This window comes from Gemmatimonas sp., assembly GCF_046594945.1.
Classification (GTDB): domain Bacteria; phylum Gemmatimonadota; class Gemmatimonadetes; order Gemmatimonadales; family Gemmatimonadaceae; genus Gemmatimonas.
Genome location: NZ_JBKJRB010000058.1, coordinates 40,688 through 59,788 on the forward strand (window position 1 = coordinate 40,688; position 19,101 = coordinate 59,788).

Annotated in this window: 30 protein-coding genes; 3 read left to right on the forward strand and 27 right to left on the reverse strand. The window is 63.7% G+C overall.

What is annotated here, in order from left to right; genetic code table 11:
• Nucleotides 1-4: 4 nt before the first annotated feature.
• Nucleotides 5-1,003: a D-2-hydroxyacid dehydrogenase gene (locus ACLL97_RS06850; protein ID WP_411279737.1), complete on the reverse strand. Its 999-nt coding sequence runs from the start codon at nt 1,001-1,003 to the stop codon at nt 5-7.
• 56 nt (nt 1,004-1,059) lie between these two features.
• Nucleotides 1,060-2,067, reverse strand: a complete 1,008-nt coding sequence (gene trpS / locus ACLL97_RS06855) for a tryptophan--tRNA ligase (protein ID WP_411279738.1) — start codon at nt 2,065-2,067, stop codon at nt 1,060-1,062.
• 50 nt (nt 2,068-2,117) lie between these two features.
• Here trpS and ACLL97_RS06860 point away from each other — a divergent pair, with 50 nt between their 5' ends.
• The 3 genes from ACLL97_RS06860 to ACLL97_RS06870 are packed head-to-tail and all read left to right on the forward strand — an operon-like array spanning nt 2,118 to nt 4,842.
• Nucleotides 2,118-2,948, forward strand: coding sequence for an inositol monophosphatase family protein (locus ACLL97_RS06860; RefSeq protein ID WP_411279739.1), 831 nt, complete (start codon nt 2,118-2,120; stop codon nt 2,946-2,948).
• Nucleotides 2,949-2,950: 2 nt separating this feature from the next.
• On the forward strand, nt 2,951-4,480 hold the full coding sequence (gene ftcD / locus ACLL97_RS06865) for a glutamate formimidoyltransferase (RefSeq protein ID WP_411279740.1): 1,530 nt from the start codon (nt 2,951-2,953) through the stop codon (nt 4,478-4,480).
• A complete protein-coding gene (locus ACLL97_RS06870) occupies nt 4,477-4,842 on the forward strand; it encodes a hypothetical protein (RefSeq protein WP_411279741.1) in 366 nt (121 codons plus the stop codon). Before ftcD ends, ACLL97_RS06870 begins: the two co-directional genes overlap by 4 nt.
• A gap of 11 nt (nt 4,843-4,853) precedes the next feature.
• Here ACLL97_RS06870 and map read toward each other — a convergent pair whose 3' ends face one another.
• The 25 genes from map to tuf form a co-directional block, all read right to left on the reverse strand.
• The gene (map, locus tag ACLL97_RS06875) at nt 4,854-5,636 is read right to left on the reverse strand and encodes a type I methionyl aminopeptidase (RefSeq protein ID WP_411279742.1); all 783 of its coding nucleotides are present in this window, start codon (nt 5,634-5,636) and stop codon (nt 4,854-4,856) included.
• A complete protein-coding gene (locus ACLL97_RS06880) occupies nt 5,636-6,277 on the reverse strand; it encodes an adenylate kinase (RefSeq protein ID WP_411279743.1) in 642 nt (213 codons plus the stop codon). The genes map and ACLL97_RS06880 overlap by 1 nt, the downstream gene beginning before the upstream one ends.
• Before the next feature lie 8 nt (nt 6,278-6,285).
• Complete coding sequence (secY, locus tag ACLL97_RS06885) at nt 6,286-7,632, reverse strand: preprotein translocase subunit SecY (protein ID WP_411279744.1); 1,347 nt, start codon at nt 7,630-7,632, stop codon at nt 6,286-6,288.
• A gap of 17 nt (nt 7,633-7,649) precedes the next feature.
• The gene (gene rplO / locus ACLL97_RS06890; RefSeq protein ID WP_411279765.1) at nt 7,650-8,096 is read right to left on the reverse strand and encodes a 50S ribosomal protein L15; all 447 of its coding nucleotides are present in this window, start codon (nt 8,094-8,096) and stop codon (nt 7,650-7,652) included.
• 39 nt (nt 8,097-8,135) lie between these two features.
• The gene (gene rpmD / locus ACLL97_RS06895; protein ID WP_411279745.1) at nt 8,136-8,390 is read right to left on the reverse strand and encodes a 50S ribosomal protein L30; all 255 of its coding nucleotides are present in this window, start codon (nt 8,388-8,390) and stop codon (nt 8,136-8,138) included.
• The gene (rpsE, locus tag ACLL97_RS06900; protein WP_411279766.1) at nt 8,390-8,947 is read right to left on the reverse strand and encodes a 30S ribosomal protein S5; all 558 of its coding nucleotides are present in this window, start codon (nt 8,945-8,947) and stop codon (nt 8,390-8,392) included. Before rpsE ends, rpmD begins: the two co-directional genes overlap by 1 nt.
• 272 nt (nt 8,948-9,219) lie before the next feature.
• Nucleotides 9,220-9,576, reverse strand: a complete 357-nt coding sequence (rplR, locus tag ACLL97_RS06905) for a 50S ribosomal protein L18 (protein WP_411279746.1) — start codon at nt 9,574-9,576, stop codon at nt 9,220-9,222.
• Nucleotides 9,576-10,115 (reverse strand): 50S ribosomal protein L6, encoded by a 540-nt coding sequence (rplF, locus tag ACLL97_RS06910; RefSeq protein ID WP_411279747.1) that lies wholly within the window; start codon nt 10,113-10,115, stop codon nt 9,576-9,578. Before rplF ends, rplR begins: the two co-directional genes overlap by 1 nt.
• Nucleotides 10,116-10,127: 12 nt before the next feature.
• Entirely contained in the window at nt 10,128-10,529 is a 402-nt protein-coding gene (gene rpsH / locus ACLL97_RS06915; RefSeq protein ID WP_411279748.1) for a 30S ribosomal protein S8, read from the reverse strand.
• Between the two features lie 154 nt (nt 10,530-10,683).
• Complete coding sequence (gene rpsN, locus ACLL97_RS06920; RefSeq protein WP_411279749.1) at nt 10,684-10,989, reverse strand: 30S ribosomal protein S14; 306 nt, start codon at nt 10,987-10,989, stop codon at nt 10,684-10,686.
• Nucleotides 10,990-11,004: 15 nt separating this feature from the next.
• Nucleotides 11,005-11,613, reverse strand: coding sequence for a 50S ribosomal protein L5 (rplE, locus tag ACLL97_RS06925; RefSeq protein WP_411279767.1), 609 nt, complete (start codon nt 11,611-11,613; stop codon nt 11,005-11,007).
• A 218-nt stretch (nt 11,614-11,831) separates the two neighbouring features.
• The gene (gene rplX, locus ACLL97_RS06930) at nt 11,832-12,152 is read right to left on the reverse strand and encodes a 50S ribosomal protein L24 (RefSeq protein WP_411279768.1); all 321 of its coding nucleotides are present in this window, start codon (nt 12,150-12,152) and stop codon (nt 11,832-11,834) included.
• 85 nt (nt 12,153-12,237) lie between these two features.
• On the reverse strand, nt 12,238-12,606 hold the full coding sequence (rplN, locus tag ACLL97_RS06935; protein ID WP_373062421.1) for a 50S ribosomal protein L14: 369 nt from the start codon (nt 12,604-12,606) through the stop codon (nt 12,238-12,240).
• Between the two features lie 13 nt (nt 12,607-12,619).
• Complete coding sequence (rpsQ, locus tag ACLL97_RS06940) at nt 12,620-12,916, reverse strand: 30S ribosomal protein S17 (RefSeq protein WP_411279750.1); 297 nt, start codon at nt 12,914-12,916, stop codon at nt 12,620-12,622.
• 14 nt (nt 12,917-12,930) lie between these two features.
• Nucleotides 12,931-13,134: a 50S ribosomal protein L29 gene (gene rpmC / locus ACLL97_RS06945; RefSeq protein WP_309672956.1), complete on the reverse strand. Its 204-nt coding sequence runs from the start codon at nt 13,132-13,134 to the stop codon at nt 12,931-12,933.
• Nucleotides 13,131-13,553 carry a 50S ribosomal protein L16 gene (gene rplP, locus ACLL97_RS06950; RefSeq protein ID WP_171225334.1) on the reverse strand — a complete coding sequence of 141 codons (423 nt, stop codon included), beginning with the start codon at nt 13,551-13,553 and terminating at the stop codon, nt 13,131-13,133. Before rplP ends, rpmC begins: the two co-directional genes overlap by 4 nt.
• Nucleotides 13,554-13,564: 11 nt before the next feature.
• Entirely contained in the window at nt 13,565-14,224 is a 660-nt protein-coding gene (rpsC, locus tag ACLL97_RS06955; protein WP_373062417.1) for a 30S ribosomal protein S3, read from the reverse strand.
• Nucleotides 14,224-14,601 carry a 50S ribosomal protein L22 gene (gene rplV / locus ACLL97_RS06960; protein ID WP_396220428.1) on the reverse strand — a complete coding sequence of 126 codons (378 nt, stop codon included), beginning with the start codon at nt 14,599-14,601 and terminating at the stop codon, nt 14,224-14,226. The genes rpsC and rplV overlap by 1 nt, the downstream gene beginning before the upstream one ends.
• 3 nt (nt 14,602-14,604) lie before the next feature.
• Entirely contained in the window at nt 14,605-14,904 is a 300-nt protein-coding gene (gene rpsS / locus ACLL97_RS06965) for a 30S ribosomal protein S19 (RefSeq protein WP_411279751.1), read from the reverse strand.
• A 24-nt stretch (nt 14,905-14,928) separates the two neighbouring features.
• Nucleotides 14,929-15,759: a 50S ribosomal protein L2 gene (rplB, locus tag ACLL97_RS06970; protein ID WP_411279752.1), complete on the reverse strand. Its 831-nt coding sequence runs from the start codon at nt 15,757-15,759 to the stop codon at nt 14,929-14,931.
• A gap of 5 nt (nt 15,760-15,764) precedes the next feature.
• Complete coding sequence (locus ACLL97_RS06975) at nt 15,765-16,052, reverse strand: 50S ribosomal protein L23 (protein ID WP_373062409.1); 288 nt, start codon at nt 16,050-16,052, stop codon at nt 15,765-15,767.
• A gap of 3 nt (nt 16,053-16,055) precedes the next feature.
• Nucleotides 16,056-16,697, reverse strand: a complete 642-nt coding sequence (gene rplD / locus ACLL97_RS06980) for a 50S ribosomal protein L4 (RefSeq protein WP_411279753.1) — start codon at nt 16,695-16,697, stop codon at nt 16,056-16,058.
• A gap of 2 nt (nt 16,698-16,699) precedes the next feature.
• Complete coding sequence (rplC, locus tag ACLL97_RS06985; RefSeq protein ID WP_411279754.1) at nt 16,700-17,383, reverse strand: 50S ribosomal protein L3; 684 nt, start codon at nt 17,381-17,383, stop codon at nt 16,700-16,702.
• A 118-nt stretch (nt 17,384-17,501) separates the two neighbouring features.
• The gene (gene rpsJ, locus ACLL97_RS06990) at nt 17,502-17,810 is read right to left on the reverse strand and encodes a 30S ribosomal protein S10 (protein ID WP_171225342.1); all 309 of its coding nucleotides are present in this window, start codon (nt 17,808-17,810) and stop codon (nt 17,502-17,504) included.
• Nucleotides 17,811-17,889: 79 nt separating this feature from the next.
• Nucleotides 17,890-19,089, reverse strand: coding sequence for an elongation factor Tu (tuf, locus tag ACLL97_RS06995; RefSeq protein WP_411279755.1), 1,200 nt, complete (start codon nt 19,087-19,089; stop codon nt 17,890-17,892).
• Nucleotides 19,090-19,101: the final 12 nt, after the last annotated feature.

Genomic DNA, 19,101 nt, shown 5'->3' on the forward strand with positions numbered 1-19,101 from the left:
CCGATCAATAACCCGCATCGAGGTCCACGACGTTGCGCAGCGGTGTGCCCGCGTGCCAACGCCGCCAGTTGTCTATGAACAGCTCGAGCCCACGCCGCCAATGCCGCGGCGAAACGCCGGATACATGCGGGGTCACCAGAACCTTCGGATGCGGCCAATATGGATTGTCGGCCGGTAACGGCTCCGTGTTGAACACATCCAGCACGGCCCCGCGAACATGATTCCGGTTTAACGAATCCAGCAGGTCCACGTCGGACACCAGCGCGCCCCGCGCTACGTTCACGACGATTGCCCCGGCGGGGAGCAACGCCAGCCGACGCGCATCCAACAGCGAGGCGCTCCCATCGGTCAGCGGCGCGGCCAACACCATCACGTCCGCCTCGGGCAACTCCGCGTCGAGGCCGTCCGCTCCCACCACGCGCGAAAAGCCATCGGGGGCGCCCAGTGCCGGCCGACGCCGGATCCCCACGCATCGGCACCCCAACGCCGAAAACCGGCGGGCCACCGCCGAACCGATACCGCCCACCCCCACCACCAGAACGCGAAGCTCCGACAGTTCACGCACGTCGGCGGGACCGTCAGTAGTGCGGTGAATAAAGGAGCGCTGATCCCAGGCGGAGACCGTCTGCTGCCGCACCGCGAAGTCCAGCCCGCGCACGAAATGCAGCACGCCGGCCAGTACCGTGTCCGCGATCGGTTCGCCGTACACGCCGGCGCTGTTGGTGAACATCACCCCGGAGCGCTGCAGGGCCGGCGTGACCGACGCTCCAACCCCCGCCGATGCACTGTGCCCCCATCGGAGCAGCGAAGCCGCCTGAAGCAACGCCACCGGCATCCCGTAGCCGAAATACGCTTCCGCCTGTCTGATGGCCGCCATCGCTTCGTCGCTCACGAGATTCGTGCCGCTCCCCACCGACTCCGACGCCGAGGCGATGTGTATCACTTCCCAGCCATCCGGTGCGACCGCCGTGAGCCTCTCAGCCGCCCAGGGAGGCAGTCGCATATGCGGCGACGTACTCTGCAGATCCACCACCAATCGACGGTGGCCACCAGCGCCTATCACGCGGTGGCGTCGGTGGGAATCGTGACCGCATCGAGGCCCATGTAACCGCGCACCTCACGCATCGTTTCTCGCGCGATGCCTCGCGCCGTATCGGCACCGGTGGCCAGTGCATCGAGCACGCGCTGCGGCTCGGCGTCCAACGCTTCCGCGCGACGACGAATTGGCGTGAGCGCTTGCACCATGCTCTCTGCCAGCACCTTCTTGCAATCCATGCAGCCCCACCCGGCGGTACGACACTGCCCATCGACGTGCACGACCGTCTCCGCGCTGCTGAACGCCTTGTGTAGTTGGAAGACGTTGCACACCTCAGGGCGCCCGACATCCGTTTTGCGGACACGCTGTGGATCGGTCATCGCCGGACGCAGCTTCGCCCAGATCTCGTCGTCGGTTTCCATCAACCCGATCGTGTTGCCCAGCGACTTCGACATCTTCGACTGCCCGTCGAGCCCCATGATGCGACGCGTCGGCGTGAGCAAAGGCTTCGGCTCCGGGAAGTACTCCTGCCCGAACTTGGCATTCCATTTGCGCGCGGTATCGCGCGCCAGTTCGAGATGTTGGATCTGGTCTTCACCGACCGGCACCGAATCGGCCCGGTAGAGCAGGATGTCGGCACTCTGCAGCACGGGATACATCAGCAGTCCTGCCGGAATGCTCTCGACCTTCGACGACTTGTCCTTGAACTGCGTCTGCCGCTCAAGATCGCCGAGCGGGGTCAGTGTGGTGAAGATCCACGACAGTTCGGTGTGTTCGGGCACCTCGCTTTGCACGAACAGCGCAGCCTTCGCGGGATCGATTCCGGCGGCCAGCAGGGACTTTGCCATCCCCCAGCGCCGCGCGCGAAGGACCGCCGGATCGTACGTGCCCGTGATCGCGTGATAATCAACGACGCAGAACAGAGCGCCAGGATGCGTCTCCTGAAGCTCAACCCAGTTCTTGACGGCGCCGAGGTAATTGCCGATATGGAGTTCGCCCGAAGGCTGGATGCCGCTGAAGATGCGTGCCATCCTTCAAACGTACCCACCCTGTTTTTCTCCAGCAACGCAGATCTCTCCGAATGACCTTGTCCCCACACCCGAAGCGTCAGGATTGGCGCGACGCCGCGATCGCGGCCGCCGATGTGGCGGCGCGGTTCATCACGCATGAAGCGAGGTCGCACCGCACACTGGCGTGGGGGGAGAAGAGCGCGACGGACTTCGTAAGTCGGGTCGATGTCGGGGCCGAGGAGCGCATCCGTGACATGCTCACGGCGCGCATGCCGGGTATCCGCATCGTCGGCGAAGAATTGAGCGCCGATGCGCACCCCGACGACGGACTAGTCGCGATCGTCGATCCGCTGGACGGCACCACCAATTTCCTTCACGGATTTCCGAACTACTGCGTTTCGATCTGTATCGCGCTCGATGGCGTGGCGCAGGCGGGTGTCGTGCACGATGTCGCCCGCGGCGGCGTCCTGCACGCCACAACCGGTGACGGTGCCTTCGTGGACAGCAGCCGGCTACGGGTGTCGACCACCGATACCCCTGCCCGCGCCCTGATCGGCACCGGAATCCCGTTCAAGGATGTCTCTCAGGCCGACCTGTACCTTCGTCAGCTCCGGCGCCTCATGCCGATTATCTCGGGCGTGCGCCGCGCCGGCTCCGCCGCGCTCGACCTGTCCGACGTGGCCCGCGGACGCTTCGACGGCTTCTGGGAACTCTTCCTGAATCCCTGGGATCTGGCCGCCGGCGTCCTGTTGGTGCGCGAGGCCGGCGGACGCGTGACCGACCTCGACGGTCGCGATGCGCGCCTTACGGGCGGACCAATCGTCGCCAGCAACGGTATCCTTCACGACTGGTTCCTCGACCTGCTGACCGATGGTGCCGTCCCCGCCCCCAACCCCGCCTGATCGTGCCTCTCGTCGAATGTGTCCCCAATTTCTCTGAAGGTCGCGACCCTGCCGTGATCGCCGCGATTCGCGATGCCATTGCGGGCACGCCCGGCGCGCATGTGCTCGATGTGTCCAGCGATCCGTCCCATCATCGCACCGTGATCACCTTCGTGGCCGCGCTCGAGTCGGCGGTCCCGGCGGCCTTCGCCGCGATGAAGGTCGCGCAGGAGCGCATCGATCTCACCACGCATCAGGGCGAGCATCCGCGCATCGGCGCCACCGATGTCGTTCCGTTCATTCCGCTCGAAGGCACGACCATGGAGCAGTGCGTCGCCCTCGCCCGCGAGCTCGGCGCGCTCGCGGCGGCCGAGTTGGGCATTCCCGTTTATCTGTACGAGCGCGCCGCCACCACGCCCGCCCGCGAGAATCTTGCCGATGTGCGACGTGGCGAGTTCGAGGGACTGCGGGGCGACATCCGCACCAATCCGGCGCGGAAACCCGACTTCGGAGCGAACGAAATCCATCCCACCGCCGGCGCCACGGCGATCGGTGCCCGTCCGTTTCTCGTGGCGTATAACGTCTACCTCGGCGACGCGAAGAATCTGCCCGTCGCCAAAGAGGTCGCGAAGGCGATTCGTGGGTCGTCCGGTGGACTGCGCTACGTGAAGGGCCTCGGCATGGAAGTCGACGGTCAGGCGCAGGTCTCCATGAATCTCGTCGACACCGAGAAGACCCCGCTCCATCGCGTCTTCGAGATCGTGAAGCTGGAAGCGGCCGCGCACGGCGTGTCGCCCACGTGGAGCGAGATCGTCGGGTTGGTCCCCCAGCGCGTGCTGCTCGAAGCCGGTGCCCGACACGTGCAACTGCGCGGGTTCTCCAACGCGATGCTGCTGGAGACGAAGGTGCGCGAGGTCATCGCCGGCGGTGAAGCGGTCGAGAGCTTCATGGCTCGCATCGCCGATGCGTCGCCGACACCAGGTGGCGGCAGTGTGGCCGCACACGTCGGCGCGCTTGGTGCGGCACTCGCCCAGATGGTAGCGGGACTCACCATTGGCAAAAAGAAGTACGCCGCGGTCGACGAGCAGATGAAGCAGCTCACCGTAGATGCGCACACGCTGGGCCGCCAACTCGCCGAACTCGTGCAGCGCGACGCCGATGCGTACGAACGGGTGCGAACGGCCTATACGATGTCGAAGGCGCCGGAGCACGCCACGGCGCGCGCCGATGCCATTCGTGACGCGCTGGTGTTCGCCTCACGAGTGCCCCTCGAAACGGCGCACCTGGCCATGCAGGTGGCCGCCATCGCGGCCACGGTGGCCGTGCAAGGCAACAGCAACGCCGTCACCGACGCGTGCGTGGCGGCCCTCATGGCCGAAGCGGCTTGCAAGGGCGCCGTGCTCAACGTGCGCATCAACGTGGCATCACTGGATGAACAGGGCACGGAAACCGGCGCACAGCTCGCCGCCGAGGCCCGCGCCCTCGTCGACGCGGTATCGGTGCACGCACGCGTGGCCGAAGCCGCCGCTGAGCGCGCGATGGTGCCGTCGTGACGCCCGTCTCTGCCGCGCTGCTGCTGGGAGGCCTGCTGCTCTCCGCCTGTCACGCGCGCGGTCAAGCAGCGGCTGCCGCGCCCTCGGTCTGTGCGGCATCGAACGGGGTCGGCCGCCTCACGCTGCAGCTCAACACCACGCCGCCGGTTCCCGAAACGAGTGAAGCGCTCGTTCGCCTTGAAAGCGAAACCGAGCGCTCCACGGTGCGCGTGAATGCCGTACTTGGCACCACATTCGAACTCCGTCCGGGCCGCTATCAGCTCTCAATCTCGCTGCCCGGCTTCAACAGCGCGGAGCGATCGGCCAGCATCGAGTGCGGATCCGCGCGAACGCTGATCGTACCGCTGGCCCGGAAGCGTTGAACGCCGCGAGGCTATCCGAGCGGCTGCGTGAGGATGCGCGGTCCGTGCTCCGTGATCGCCACCGTGTGCTCGAAGTGCGCCGAACGCTTAGCGTCGGCGGTCACCACCGTCCACTTGTCGCTGAGCGTCTTGGTCTTGGCCGTTCCGACGTTCACCATCGGCTCGATGGCAATCGTGAGGCCGACGCCGAGTTTCTTCCCGCGTTTCGGCTTGCCGTAATTCGGGATCTGCAGTTCCTCGTGTGGCGAAAAGCCGACGCCATGCCCCACCAGCTCGCGCACCACGGAAAAGCCGGCCGCTTCGACGACCGCCTGTACGGCGGCACCGATGTCGCCGACGTGGTTGTCGGCCGTGGCCGCCGCAATTCCGGCGTCCAGCGAGCGCTTCGTCACGTCCAGCAGGCGCTGCGTCTGTTCGTCGATGTCACCAACGGACACGGTAATGGCGGAGTCGGTGTACATGCCCTCGAGCTTCACGCCGAAATCGAGCTTCACGATGTCGCCATCGTGCAGCACGCGCTTCCGCGAGGGGATGCCGTGCACGACCTCCTCGTTGATCGAGATGCAGGCACTTCCAGGAAATCCGTAGAGTCCCTTGAAGGCCGGCTCAGCACCCGCGTGTGAGCGGATGAACGCCTCGCACAGCGCGTCGAGTTCTCCCGTGCTGACGCCCGGGCGAACATGGGCCTTCATGTGCTGCAGCGTGGCGTAAAGCAACGCCCCGCCGCGTGCCATGATGTCGATCTCGCGCGGTGACTTGAGCAACGTGGCAGGAGCAGATCCGCCGATCGCCATCAGTACCCGAGCACGTGCAAGGCGCGAGCCTCGACTTCTTCGAGTGATCCGATCGCATCGATGCGCACGACGCGTGGGCCGTGCTCCTCGTACCAGCTGATCACAGGAGACGTCTGGTCGCGATACACCTGAAGGCGCTTGCGCACGGCATCGGGCTCGTCATCCTTGCGGCGCACGAGTGTGCCGACCTTTCCGTCGGATTCACAGGTTTCTCCGGGCTGACGACCGAAAAACGGACGTTGACACACATCGCACGTGGTACGACCGCTGAGGCGGCGCACCAGTTCATCCTCGGCGATGTCGAAGAGCAACACCGCATCCACCTTTCGGCCGAGATCCGACAGCATGACGGCCACACCATCTGCCTGCGGCGTGGTGCGAACAACACCATCGAGGATGGCGCCGTTTGCTGCTGACGGAGCCGCCAGTGCTTCCTTCATGATCCCCATGATGACCTCATCGGGGACCAGATCTCCGCGATCCATGGCGGCTTTCGCTTCGAGACCGAGCGGAGTGCCGTCACGCACGGCGGCGCGGAGCACGTCGCCGGTGGCGATCTTAGGAACGTCAAGGCGAGCGGCAAGCCGCTCGCCTTGAGTCCCCTTGCCCGCGCCCGGCGGTCCAAGCAGGACAATGATCATGATCTTCCTTAGAAGCCCTGAGTCGCCTGACGGCCGCGGAAGCGCACGCGCCCCTTCTTCATGAAGCCGTCATACTTGCGGAGTAGCAAGTGCTGTTGCATCTGCGCCATCGTATCCAGCGCCACACCGACCACGATCAGCAGTGATGTTCCACCAAAGGCGAACGGCACGTTGATCAAGCGCGCAATCACGATCGGCATTAGCGCGATGGCCGTGAGAAAAATCGCGCCGGGGAGCGTAATGCGCTCCACCACCTGCTCGATGTATTCAGCGGTCTTGGCGCCAGGCTTGATCCCGGGGACGAAGCCGCCTTGCTTCTTCAGATTCTCCGCCAGATCCACCGGATTGAAGATGATGGACGTGTAGAAGTACGTGAACAGCAGAATGAGCACCGCGGAGAGCACGAAATACATCCACGGATTCGGACCCTGCGGATTGAACATCTCCGCAATTTCCTGCGCCTTGGCATTACCGCTGAACTGCGCGATCGCGCCTGGAATCACGATCACCGACTGCGCGAAGATGATTGGCATCACGCCCGCGGTGTTGATGCGGAGCGGAATGAAATTTCGGGCCGCCTCCCGCTGACGTCCTCGGGCCATCGTACGCTGCGGGATCTGAATGAGTATGCGACGCGCCGCCACCGTGATCGCCACGACACCAGCGACCACGCCGACCATCAAAATCGCCAGCACCACCAGCGAGAGCACGGGCAACGTACCCGTGGTCACGAAGTTGAACGACTGGAAGATCGACGGCCACATACGTTCGACGATCGAGAAGAAAATGATCAGCGACGCACCGTTGCCAAGGCCACGCTCGGTGATCTGCTCGCCCAACCACATAACGAAGATCGCGCCCGTGGTGAGGAAGAGCATCATCTGCACCGTGAACCACGGCCCTGGACGCGACACCGCGGCCGGAAGCGACGCGGTGAACAGCGCGAATCCGTACGCCTGAATTAGCGCCAGTACGACCGTGAGGTAACGCGTGTACTGCGTCAACTTCTTCCGGCCTTCCTCGTCCTTCTGCATCTTGTCCACGTTCGGCATTACGGCCCCGGCAATCTGGACGAAGATACTCGCCGAGATGTAGGGCATGATGCCGAGCGCGAAGACGGTCGCGCGGGAAAGACCACCACCCACGAACATGTCGTAGAGGCCGAGAAGGCCACCGCCCTGCTGGCGGGCGAAGTAGTCTGACAGCGCTTGGACATCGATACCGGGCGCCGTGATGTGTGCACCGATTCGATAGATCACCATACACAGGAACGTGAAGGTAATCTTCGACCAGAGCTCAGGCGTCCGGTAGATATTCGAGACGGCTTGCGCCGCCGGATTGGGTTGCTGCGCCATGCGCTGGATTGTCTCCGTCAGCCGTCGATGCGGCCACCGGCCGCTTCGATCTTCGCCTTGGCACCGGCACTGATCTTCACGCCGCGCACCGTGAACGCGCGAGACACTTCACCGTTGTTGAGCAGCTTCGCCGGGCCGTGGCCCGATCGAATGAGCCCAGCCGCCACCAGCGTCTCTACCGTCACTTCGTCCCCGGCGACGCCGGTCAGCGAATTGAGGCGCACGACCTGCGCCTCTTCACGGAACGGATTCGTAAACCCGCGCTTCGGGATCCGACGGGTGATCGGCATCTGGCCGCCTTCGAAGTGCGGCTTGCCGCCACCAGGACCGCCATGGCCAGAACGCGCCATGGAGCCCTTGTGACCCTTACCGGACGTCTTGCCCAGGCCAGAGCCCGGACCGCGACCCACGCGACGACGGCCACGGTGCGAACCCGGCGCCGGCTGCAAGTTGTGCAGGCCGATCTTCTCGACGCCTTCGGCGCCTGAATTGTGAGCCATGTCTTACTCCTCCACCGGAGTCACCAACACCAGGTGACGAACCTGCTTGAGCTGGCCGCGCAGCGAGGCGGAATCCTGCTGCACGACGCTGGCCTGATGATGACGAAGACCGAGCGCCTCAAGAGTGCGTCGCATCCGCCACGAATGGCCGATCCCACTGCGCACCTGCTTGATATGAAGCTTGCCGGTGCCCGGCGCCTCAAGCTTCGGCGTTTTCGCCGGACCCTTCGACGGATGCCATACAAATGTACGCGGCATTATGCGACCTCTACGGCGTTAGGTGAGGCGCCAACGACGGCCGCCTTGCGAGCATCGTGCGTTTCGGTACGTGACTTCGCGCGCGACCGGTAGCCGATCTGCGACACGTCCACACCGCGCTCCTTGGCCGCCTGTTCGACCGTGATCAGATGCGTCAGGCCGTCGAGCGCCGCAAGCACCATGTTATGCGGATTGGTAGAACCCAGCGACTTCGTGAGAATATCGTGGATGCCCGCGCACTCCAGCACCGCGCGCACAGCACCACCGGCAATCACACCAGCGCCCGGCGCCGCCGGCTTCATGAGCACCTTACCCGCGCCATGCTTACCGACGACTTCGTGCGGGATGGTCGACCCGGTCAACGGGATCTGCACCATCTTGCGACGGGCGGCTTCCACGGCCTTGCGGACCGCTTCCGACACTTCATTCGCCTTCCCGGTGGCAAAACCGACCTTGCCCTGTCCATCGCCCACCGCGACCAGCGCGTTGAACGAAAACCGACGACCACCCTTCACGACCTTCGCCACGCGGTTGATCGCAATCACGTTCTCGACCAGATCGCTCTGCTCGCGGTCCTGTGACGGACCACGGCCTCCATCGCGACCACGGCCATCACGGCCCGCGCCCGGTCCCCCTTCACCACCGGGACCACGACCACGTCCGGCGGGCGCGCCGCCACCGGGGCCGCCACCGGGGCCGCCACGTCCACGTCCGCCACCTGGGCCCCCGCGACCGCCGCCCGGGCCACCACGGCCACGACCGCCAGGTCCACCACCACTGCGGGCGCTGCCACCAGGCGCGCCACCGGTTCCTGCTGCGTTAGCCATGATCAGAACTCCAGGCCGCCCTCTCGGGCGCCATCTGCCACGGCCTTGACGCGGCCGTGATACTGGTAACCGGCACGGTCGAAGACGACCTTCGCGATGCCGGCCGCCTTCGCCCGCTCAGCAACCTGCTTGCCGACGGCGAGCGCACGCTCCGACTTCGTGCCGTTCATCCCTTCGTCGCCAACGGTCATCAGCGTACGCTGCGTGACGTCGTCCACGATCTGGGCGTAGATGTGCTTCAGCGAACGGAACACCACGAGACGCGGACGCTCCGCCGACCCGCTCACTGCCTTGCGCACGCGCAGATGGCGGCGTTTACGCCGCTCTGCGTTGGTGCGCGGAATCGCGATCTTGGCCATTACTTGCCTCCCGCCTTACCGGCCTTACGCCGGACAACTTCACCCTGATACTTCACGCCCTTGCCCTTGTACGGCTCGGGTTTGCGGAAGCTGCGAATTTCGGCGGCACTCTGGCCCACGAGTTCCTTGCTGGCGCCTTCGATAACAACCGTCGTCGGATTCGTCGCGCTGATCTTGACCCCATCCGGCGCCTTGTATTCGATCTGGTGTGAGAAGCCGAGTGACAACAGCGCGCCGTACGGCTTCATCTCGGCCTTGTAGCCGACACCAGTGATCTCGAGAACCTTCTTGAAGCCCGTCGTGACCCCTTCCACCATGTTCGCGACCAGCGTGCGCGTCAGTCCATGTAGCGCCTTGTGGCGCTCTTCATCGGACGGACGCTTCACGAGCAGTTCGCTGCCTTCCTGCGAGATGATCATGTCCGTGGGGAGCACCCGCGTGAGCTCACCCTTCGGACCCTTCACACTCACCTTGCTGCCATCGATCGCCACTGTGACCCCGGCCGGAACCGGGATGGGGCGCTTGCCGATACGTGACATCGTTGCGTCTCCTTACCAGATGAGGGCGAGTAGCTCGCCCCCTGTGTTCGAGGAGCGCGCATCACGGTCGGACATGATGCCCTTCGACGTGCTGAGGATCGAGATGCCGAGTCCGTTCCGGACCCGCGGAATCTCCTGCGCACCAACGTATTTGCGAAGGCCAGGCGTGGACACGCGCTTTGTCTGTCGGATAACCGACTGTCCACCGTGCGCGTACTTGAGGATCACTCGAAGCAAATGCTTCCCGTCTTCATTCTCGACGGTGCGATAATCCTGGATGAAGTTGCTTTCCTTCAAGATCCGCGCAATCTCGATCTTGATCTTTGACAACGGCATATCCACGCGGCGGTGCTTGGAGGCACAGGCGTTGCGAATGCGCGTCAGCATGTCGGCAATAGGGTCGTTGAGGCTCATGCTCTCTGAGTTCTCCTAGGGTATCCGCCGGCCGCGCCGGGGACCTGTAGGAAGTGAATAAAAAAGCCGCGACGGGTGCAGCGTTCAAGGTAGCGGGTTGGGGCTCACCCACAACTCACTACCCGGACGCTACACCACGACTGATCAGATCCTGCTACCAGCTCGCCTTGCGCACACCGGGAATAAAGCCGTTCAAGGCCATATCACGGAGGGCGATGCGACTGAGGCCGAATTGGCGGAGAAACCCGCGCGGACGGCCGCTCATGTTGCAGCGGTTCCGCACGCGGGTCGCCGATGAATCGCGCGGCAACTTGTGCAGCGCGTTCACGGCCGCGAGCTTCTCTTCGCCCGTGCTCTTCGGATTTTGGATGATGGCCTTGAGGGCAGCGCGCTTGGTGGCGTATCGGCCCACCAGTTCCTTGCGCTGCGCGTTGCGGGCCAGCTTACTCGTCTTTGCCATGTCGTTATATCCGGATTAGGCGGCGGCCGCAGTGGCCGCCGGCTGCGCCACCTTGGGAATGACCGGCTTGTCGTCGCCGCGGAACGGCATACCCAGCTGATGCAGAAGCGCCATCGCGTGCGCGTCTTTCTCCGCCGTCGTCACGAACGTGATGTCCATGCCGTGAATCTGCTCCACCATGTCGTAGTTGATCTCCGGGAAGATCATCTGCTCCTTGATGCCGATCGTGTAATTGCCACGACCGTCGAACGACTTCGTGCCGAGGCCGCGGAAATCGCGGATACGCGGGCAGGCCACCGACACAAATCGGTCGAGGAACTCCCACATCTTCGAGCCACGGAGCGTCACCGACGCACCGATTTCCTGCCCTTCACGCAGACCGAAATTCGAGATCGACTTCTTCGCCTTGCGACGCACCGGCTTCTGACCCGTGATCAGCGCCAGCTCCTCGACCACCACGTCGAGCAGCTTCGGCTGCTTCACCGCTTCACCGACACCGCAGTTCACCACGATCTTCGAGAGCGACGGAATCTGATGTCCGTTCGTGAAGCCGAACTGCGTGGCTAATACCTCGCGTACGACGTTCACGTAATGCGCCTGCAGACGCGGCGCCGCCACCGGCAGTCCCGCACCCGCATGGTCGCGCTTGGTGAAATCGACGGCCTGGCGCGGCTGTCCAGCCTTGCCCGACTTGCCGCCCTTCCCCTTCGCGGCCGCGCCGCCACCTTTGGCTCCCGCTCCGCCCTTGGCTCCCGCTCCGCCCTTCGCGGAACCCTTGCCACCTGCCTTCGCGCCGGCCTTTCCGCCGGCCTTTTCCTTGGTCGCCATATGCTATGCTCCGGTCAGCGCGCGCGGGGGATTACTTCACCGCTCTTGACGCCGACGCGCTCCTTCGTACCGTCGGTGTCGAGGCGCTTCTTCATGCGCGTCGGCTTGCCGGTTTTCGAATCGAGCAGCATCACGTTCGACGCGTGGAAGGGCGCGGCCATCTCGATGATGCCGCTCGTCTCTTCCGCCGTGCGCGCCTTGCGGTGCTTCTTCACGATATTGATACCTTCCACCTTGATGCGGCCGGTCTTGGGGTATACCAGAAGGACCTTCCCTTCTTTCCCCTTGTCGTCGCCGCGCATCACGCGGACGGTATCACCCTTCGTCACGTGGATCACCTCGCGCGAGGCCTTCAGCGCGTGGCGGCCAGCGCCGAGGCGCTGCCCACGGTCCGTCTTGTAGTACACGTTCTTACGCATCTCAGATCACCTCAGGCGCCAGCGACACAATCTTCATGTACCGCTTCTCGCGGAGCTCGCGCGCCACGGGACCGAAGATACGGGTTGCCTTTGGCTCGCCGTTGTCGTTGATGATGACGACCGCATTCTCATCGAAACGGATGTAGCTGCCGTCCTTGCGACGCGTTTCCTTGACCGTACGAACCACCACGGCCTTGGCCACGTCGGACTTCTTCACGGTGCCGTTCGGCAGCGCGTCTTTCACCGCCACGATGACCCGGTCACCCAGGCCCGCATAGCGACGGCGCGTGCCGCCCAGCACACGGATCACCAGGGCACGCTTGGCGCCACTGTTGTCCGCGACCTTCACGACCGATTCCTGCTGAATCATGGTTTAATTCCCCTTAGCGCGCGCGTTCGACGATCTCGACCACGCGCCACCGCTTGTCCTTCGACAAGGGCCGGGTCTCCATGATGCGGACCAGATCGCCGAGCTTCGCCGAGTTCTCCTCGTCGTGTGCTTTCAGCTTGCGGGTCCGCGTCACCATCTTGCCATACTGGGGGTGAGGCATGCGTCGGTCGATGCGCACCACCACCGTCTTGTCCATCTTATCGCTCACGACCAACCCCGTACGCAGCTTGCGTGCGGTCCGGTCGGAGGCGCCATTCTGCGTGGCGCTCGTGTTATTCATCTCAGCCATCGATCGGATTCCGGTTAGCGGCCACGCGTCGCGAGCTGACGCTCGCGCTGCACCGTCTTGAGGCGCGCAATGTCCCTGCGGATGCTGCGCAACCGCAGCGGCTCTTCCAGCGCTTCGGTGCCGCTCCGGAACTTGAGGCGGAAACGCTCCTCCTCGAGTTCAGCGATACGGGCCACCAGGTCGTTTTCCGCCAGCGCGCGGATCTCTTCACTCTTCATTCGGTCACCGCCTCCTCACGGGCAACGAACTTGGTCTTCACGCCGAGCTTCGCGGCGGCCAGGCCCATCGCCGTCTCGGCGAGTTCCCGCGTCACACCTTCGATCTCGAACATCACTCGGCCCGGCTTCACCACCGCCACCCACATTTCGGGCGATCCTTTGCCCTTACCCATGCGCGTTTCGGCCGGCTTCTTCGTGATCGGCTTATCCGGGAAAATCCGGATCCACACTTTACCGCCACGCTTGATGTGACGCGTCATCGCGACGCGGCACGCTTCGATCTGACGGCTCGTGACCCAAGCCGGCTCCAGCGCCTGCAACCCGAAGGTGCCAAACGACACCTCCGACCCACGGTGCGCGAGCCCGGTCATGCGGCCCTTGAACATCTTGCGGAACTTGACCCGCTTCGGACTCAGCATCTCTTAGTTCCTCAGTTGCCGGTCGAGTAGGTCTTGCCGCGACGATCTTCCACGATCTCACCCTTGAAGATCCACACCTTGACACCAATGGTGCCATACGTGGTCTTCGCCGTGCTCGTGGCGTAATTGATGTCGGCGCGCAGTGTGTGAAGGGGCACCCGGCCTTCCATGTACCCTTCCGTTCGCGCGATTTCGGCACCGCCCAGACGGCCACCGGCCTTCACCTTGATGCCCAGCGCGCCCATCCGCATCGCGCTCTGCACCGCGCGTTTCATGGCGCGACGGAACGAGATACGCTGCGACAGCTGTGCCGCGATGTTGTCGGCCACCAGTTGCGCCTCGACCTCAGGACGCTTGATCTCTTCGACGTTGATACCGACTTCCTTGCCCGTGAGCTGTCCCAGCTCGTCACGCAGCTTGTCGACTTCCGCGCCCTTCTTACCGATCACCACGCCCGGACGACCGGTGTGAATCGTCACCACCACCTTGCCCGGCTTGCGCTCGATCGTCACGTCCGAAATGGCCGCATTCTCGAGACGAGCCTTCAGGTACTTCCGCAGCAGCGCGTCTTCCTTCAGCAGCGCCGGCATCTCTTTGTTCGCGTACCAGGTCGAGCGCCAGTTCTTCGTGACACCGAGGCGAAACCCGATCGGATTGGTCTTTTGTCCCATTAGCGCACCGCCTCCGCCACGATAATCTCGATGTGGCTCGTCCGCTTCAGCATCGGCGTCGCACGACCCATGGCCGCCGGCGTCCAACGCTTCAGCTTCGGACCCTCGTTCACGATAGCCTTCGTGATCACCAGCGCGTCGACGTCCAGCGACGTGTTGGCGGCACGGGCCGCCTGCTCAGCGTTCGCGACGGCACTAGCCAGCGTCTTCTCGATCTGCTTGGCCGCGCCCTTCTTCGAGAACTTGAGAATCGCCAACGCGTCGTTCACGCGCTGACCGCGGATCTGGTCGATGACCAGCCGCATCTTATACGGAGACTGACGCGCCGTGCGCTGAATCGCACGGGCCTCAGTGCCGGTCTTCAAAGCCTTGGCCATGGATTACTTGCCTCCCTTGCCAGCGGGCTTCTTGGAGTCGGTCTTCTGTCCCGCGTGTCCACGGAACAACCGCGTCGGCGAGAATTCGCCGAGCTTATGACCGACCATGTTTTCCGTCACGTACACCGGAATGAACTTGTTTCCGTTGTGCACCGCGAACGTGTGGCCGACGAACTCCGGCAGAATCGTGCTCGCCCGAGACCACGTCTTCACCACTTTCTTCTCGTTGCGCGCGCTCATGGCGATCACCTTAGCTTCGAGGCGCTCAGCGACGAACGGACCCTTCTTAATGCTTCTGGACATATAGGTTCTCGATTCGCCTGGCGGTTACTGCGTCGCCCGGCCGCGCTTGCGGCCGCGCACGATGAGACGCGTTGAAGCCTTCTTCTTATTGCGCGTCTTGACGCCCTCGGGCTTGCCCCACGGGCTGACCACGTTCCGGCCGCCGCGCGTGCGTCCACCGTGCGGGTGATCCACCGGGTTCATCACTTCACCACGGACCTTCGGACGCTTGCCGAGCCAGCGGCTCTTACCCGCCTTGCCATGCGACTGCAGCTCATGCGACGCGTTGCCGACTTCGCCGATTGTCGCGCTGCAGTTGCCGTGCACCAAGCGCATTTCGGTGCTGCCCATACGAAGGGTCACATAGTCGCCTTCCTTCGCCACCACTTGGGCAAAGGCGCCGGCCGAGCGCGACATCTGGCCGCCCTTGCCGATCTTCAGCTCGATGTTGTGCACCTGCGTCCCGAGCGGCACTTCCTTCAGCGGCATCGCGTTGCCGACGCGGAAATCGCTTCCCGGACCCGACACGATCGTGTCACCCTGCTTGAGCCCCTTCGGATGCAAAATGTACCGCTTCTCGCCGTCCGTGTACTCGACCAGCGCAATACGCGCCGAGCGATTCGGATCGTACTCGATTTCCTTCACAACCGCCGGCATGCCGTGCTTGTTGCGCTTGAAATCGATAATGCGGTACATCCGCTTGTGTCCACCGCCGATGCGGCGCATGGAGATGTGACCGTGATTGTCGCGGCCACCCGACCTCGGGAGAGGCTCGACCAGCGACTTCTCAGGCGTCGAACGCGTGATCTCGGCAAAATCCGAGACCGAGCGGAAGCGCGAGCCCTTGCTGACCGGCTTGAATTGACGAATACCCATGCGAATCAGCCCTCGAAAATCGCAATGGTGTCGCCGTCGCGCAGCGTCACTATCGCCTTCTTGGTATGTGGACGACGGCCGATCGACTGGCCGACGCGACGCGACTTGCCACGCGCATTCGACGTCCAGACGCCAGTCACCTTCACGCCGAACAGCTGCTCGACGGCCGCCTTGATGGAATACTTGTTGGCGTCGGGCGCCACTTCAAACGTGTACTCGCCGCGATCCTGATACGCAGCCGAGCTGCGCTCAGTGATGATCGGACGCATGATCGTGCGATGAATCGTCGCCATCGTTTAACCCTCCGCCGGAGTCTGGGTCAGTGCCGACGATTCGATCACGACCACATCGCACCACAGGATGTGATACGTGCTCACATCGCTGAACGGCATCACATGCGCGTGCGCGAGGTTGCGGGCGCTCAGGTACACGTTCGGCTTCACGCCGTCGGTGAGGAGCAGCACCTTCTTCCCCGCCACGCCCAGCGAGTCGAACAGACTGAGAATCGACTTCGTCTTGGGAGCGCTGTAGGTCAGCGCGTCCACCAGCACGACCGCATTCTCACGGGCACGGGCATTCAGCGCGCTCTTGCGCGCCAGCGCACGGACCTGCTTCGGCACGATCTGCGTGTAGCTCCGCGGCTGCGGACCGAACACGGTACCACCGCCCGGCCAGTTCGGCGCGCGAATCGAGCCCTGACGGGCGCGACCGGTACCCTTCTGCTTCCACGGCTTCTGGTTACCGCCGGTCACTTCACCGCGCGTCTTCGTTTTGGCCGTGCCCTGACGACGGTTGGCAAGAAACGCCTTCACCGCCTGGTGCATGACCGGCACATTCACCGTGCCGTCGAACATGCCTTCGGGCAGCTGGCGAGTACCGCCCTGCTTGCCCTGCGCCGAGAACACAGGCGCCTGAAAGGTCTGAGTTTCCGTGGTCATGATCAGCTCTGCTTCCGCACGAAGACGATGCCGTTCGTCGGCCCCGCCACGCTGCCGCGCAGATAAATAAGGTTGCGCTCAGCATCGATCTTCTCGATGCGAATGCCGATGACCGTGTGACGGACGTTGCCGTACTGGCCCGGCATCTTCTTGCCCTTGATAACGCGCGACGGGTCGGTACCCGCGCCGATCGAGCCGGGCTTGCGGTGCTTGGTGTTACCGTGCGTGTTCGGTCCACCATGGAAGCCATGGCGCTTCACCACGCCCTGGAATCCACGGCCCTTCGACGTGCCTTCGACCTTCACCTTCTCGCCCGGCGCGAAGATGCCGACCGTGATCGTATCACCCACCGTGTACGTAGGGACCTCGGGATCCTTGCCCGGGGCGTCGTCGAGGCGGAAACTACGGAGCACGGCAGGCGGGGCATCAAGCCCCGCCTTCTTCGCATGTCCGATTTCTGCCTGCGTCGCGCGACGTCCGCGCGGTGTCCGCTCACCCTTCTTGTTTTCGCGTGCGACGCGCTGCGCGCCGTAGCCGAGCTCCACCGCGGCAAACCCCGCCTTCTCCTGCGTCATCACCTTCACGACGGGATTGGGCGTGGCCTCCACCACGGTGCAAGGCACTTGCTGCCCCTGCTCGTTGAACAGCTGGGTCATCCCCAGCTTCTTGCCGATAATGCCGATCATGAAAAATCTGCTCCGTACGAGTCGCGGGGGATCCTGCGATCCACACCGTTGGACTGAGGAGGACAACGCCCTATGCGATGCCCTCTGTACTCACCCTGCACCTGCATCCTGCGGGGAACTACTCGACCTTGATTTCGACGTCGACACCAGCCGGGAGATCGAGCTTCGTCAGCGCGTCCACGGTTCCAGGACGCGAATCGAGAATATCGATCACACGCTTGTGCGTCTTCAGTTCGAACTGCTCGCGCGACTTCTTGTCCACGTGCGGCGAGCGAAGGACCGTCCAACGCTGCGTCTTCGTGGGAAGCGGGATCGGTCCCGAGACCGACGCGCCCGTCTTTTCGGCGGTGCGAACGATATCTGCCGACGCCTGGTCGATCACGGCGTGGTCAAAAGCCTTGAGGCGAATACGAATGCGGCCAGCCATCTGAATTCCTGGTAGAGATCCACCGGGTATACAGTGGCCGATTCATGCGAACCGGCCACGGCACACCTGATGTTTCTGATTAGGCGAGGATCTTGGTGACGACGCCGGCGCCGACCGTACGACCACCCTCGCGGATGGCGAAGCGGATAGACTCTTCCATCGCGATCGGGATAATGAGCTCGATCGTCATCTGGATGTTGTCGCCCGGCATCACCATCTCCATCCCTTCGGGAAGCTCGATGGTGCCCGTCACGTCCGTCGTGCGGAAGTAGAACTGCGGACGGTAGCCCTTGAAGAACGGCGTGTGGCGGCCACCCTCTTCCTTCGTGAGGACGTACACCTCGGCCAGAAACTTCGTGTGCGGCTTGATCGAGTTCGGCTTGGCCAACACCATGCCGCGCTCGATTTCCTTCTTGTCGATGCCGCGCAGGAGCAGTCCGACGTTGTCACCGGCCTGACCTTCGTCCAGCAGCTTGCGAAACATTTCGACGCCCGTGACGATCGTCTTGCGGTCGCTGTTGTAACCGACGACCTGCACTTCTTCGCCGACCTTCACGATGCCGCGCTCGATACGTCCCGTCGCCACCGTGCCACGACCCGTGATCGAGAACACGTCTTCGACCGGGAGGAGGAACGGCTTGTCGACTTCACGAAGCGGCTGCGGAATGTACGAGTCGAGCGCTTCGAACAACTTCATGAACTCGGCCACCCACTTCGGGTCGCCGTTGATGGCGTTGATGGCCGAGCCACGGATTACCGGGGCGTCGTCACCAGGATAGTTGTACTTCGACAACAACTCCCGGACTTCGAGCTCGACCAGGTCGAGGAGCTCTTCGTCGTCGACGAGGTCGCACTTGTTCAGGAAGACCAAGACGGAGGGCACGTTCACCTGGCGGGCCAGGAGGATGTGCTCACGCGTCTGCGGCATCGGACCGTCGACCGCGGACACGACCAGGATCGCGCCGTCCATCTGCGCAGCACCCGTGATCATGTTCTTCACATAATCGGCGTGTCCTGGGCAATCAACGTGCGCGTAGTGACGGTTCGCCGTCTCGTACTCAACGTGCGACGTGGCGATCGTCATGATCTTCGTGGAGTCACGGCGCCCCTGCGACTCGGACGCCTTGGCGACTTCGTCATACGGGATGTACTTCGTGCCGAAGCTTTGCGCCGAGATCTTCGTGAGAGCAGCCGTCGTCGTCGTCTTGCCGTGGTCGACGTGGCCGATCGTTCCCACGTTCACGTGCGGCTTGTTCCGCTCGAACTTTGCCTTGCCCATGGTTCGGTTCTT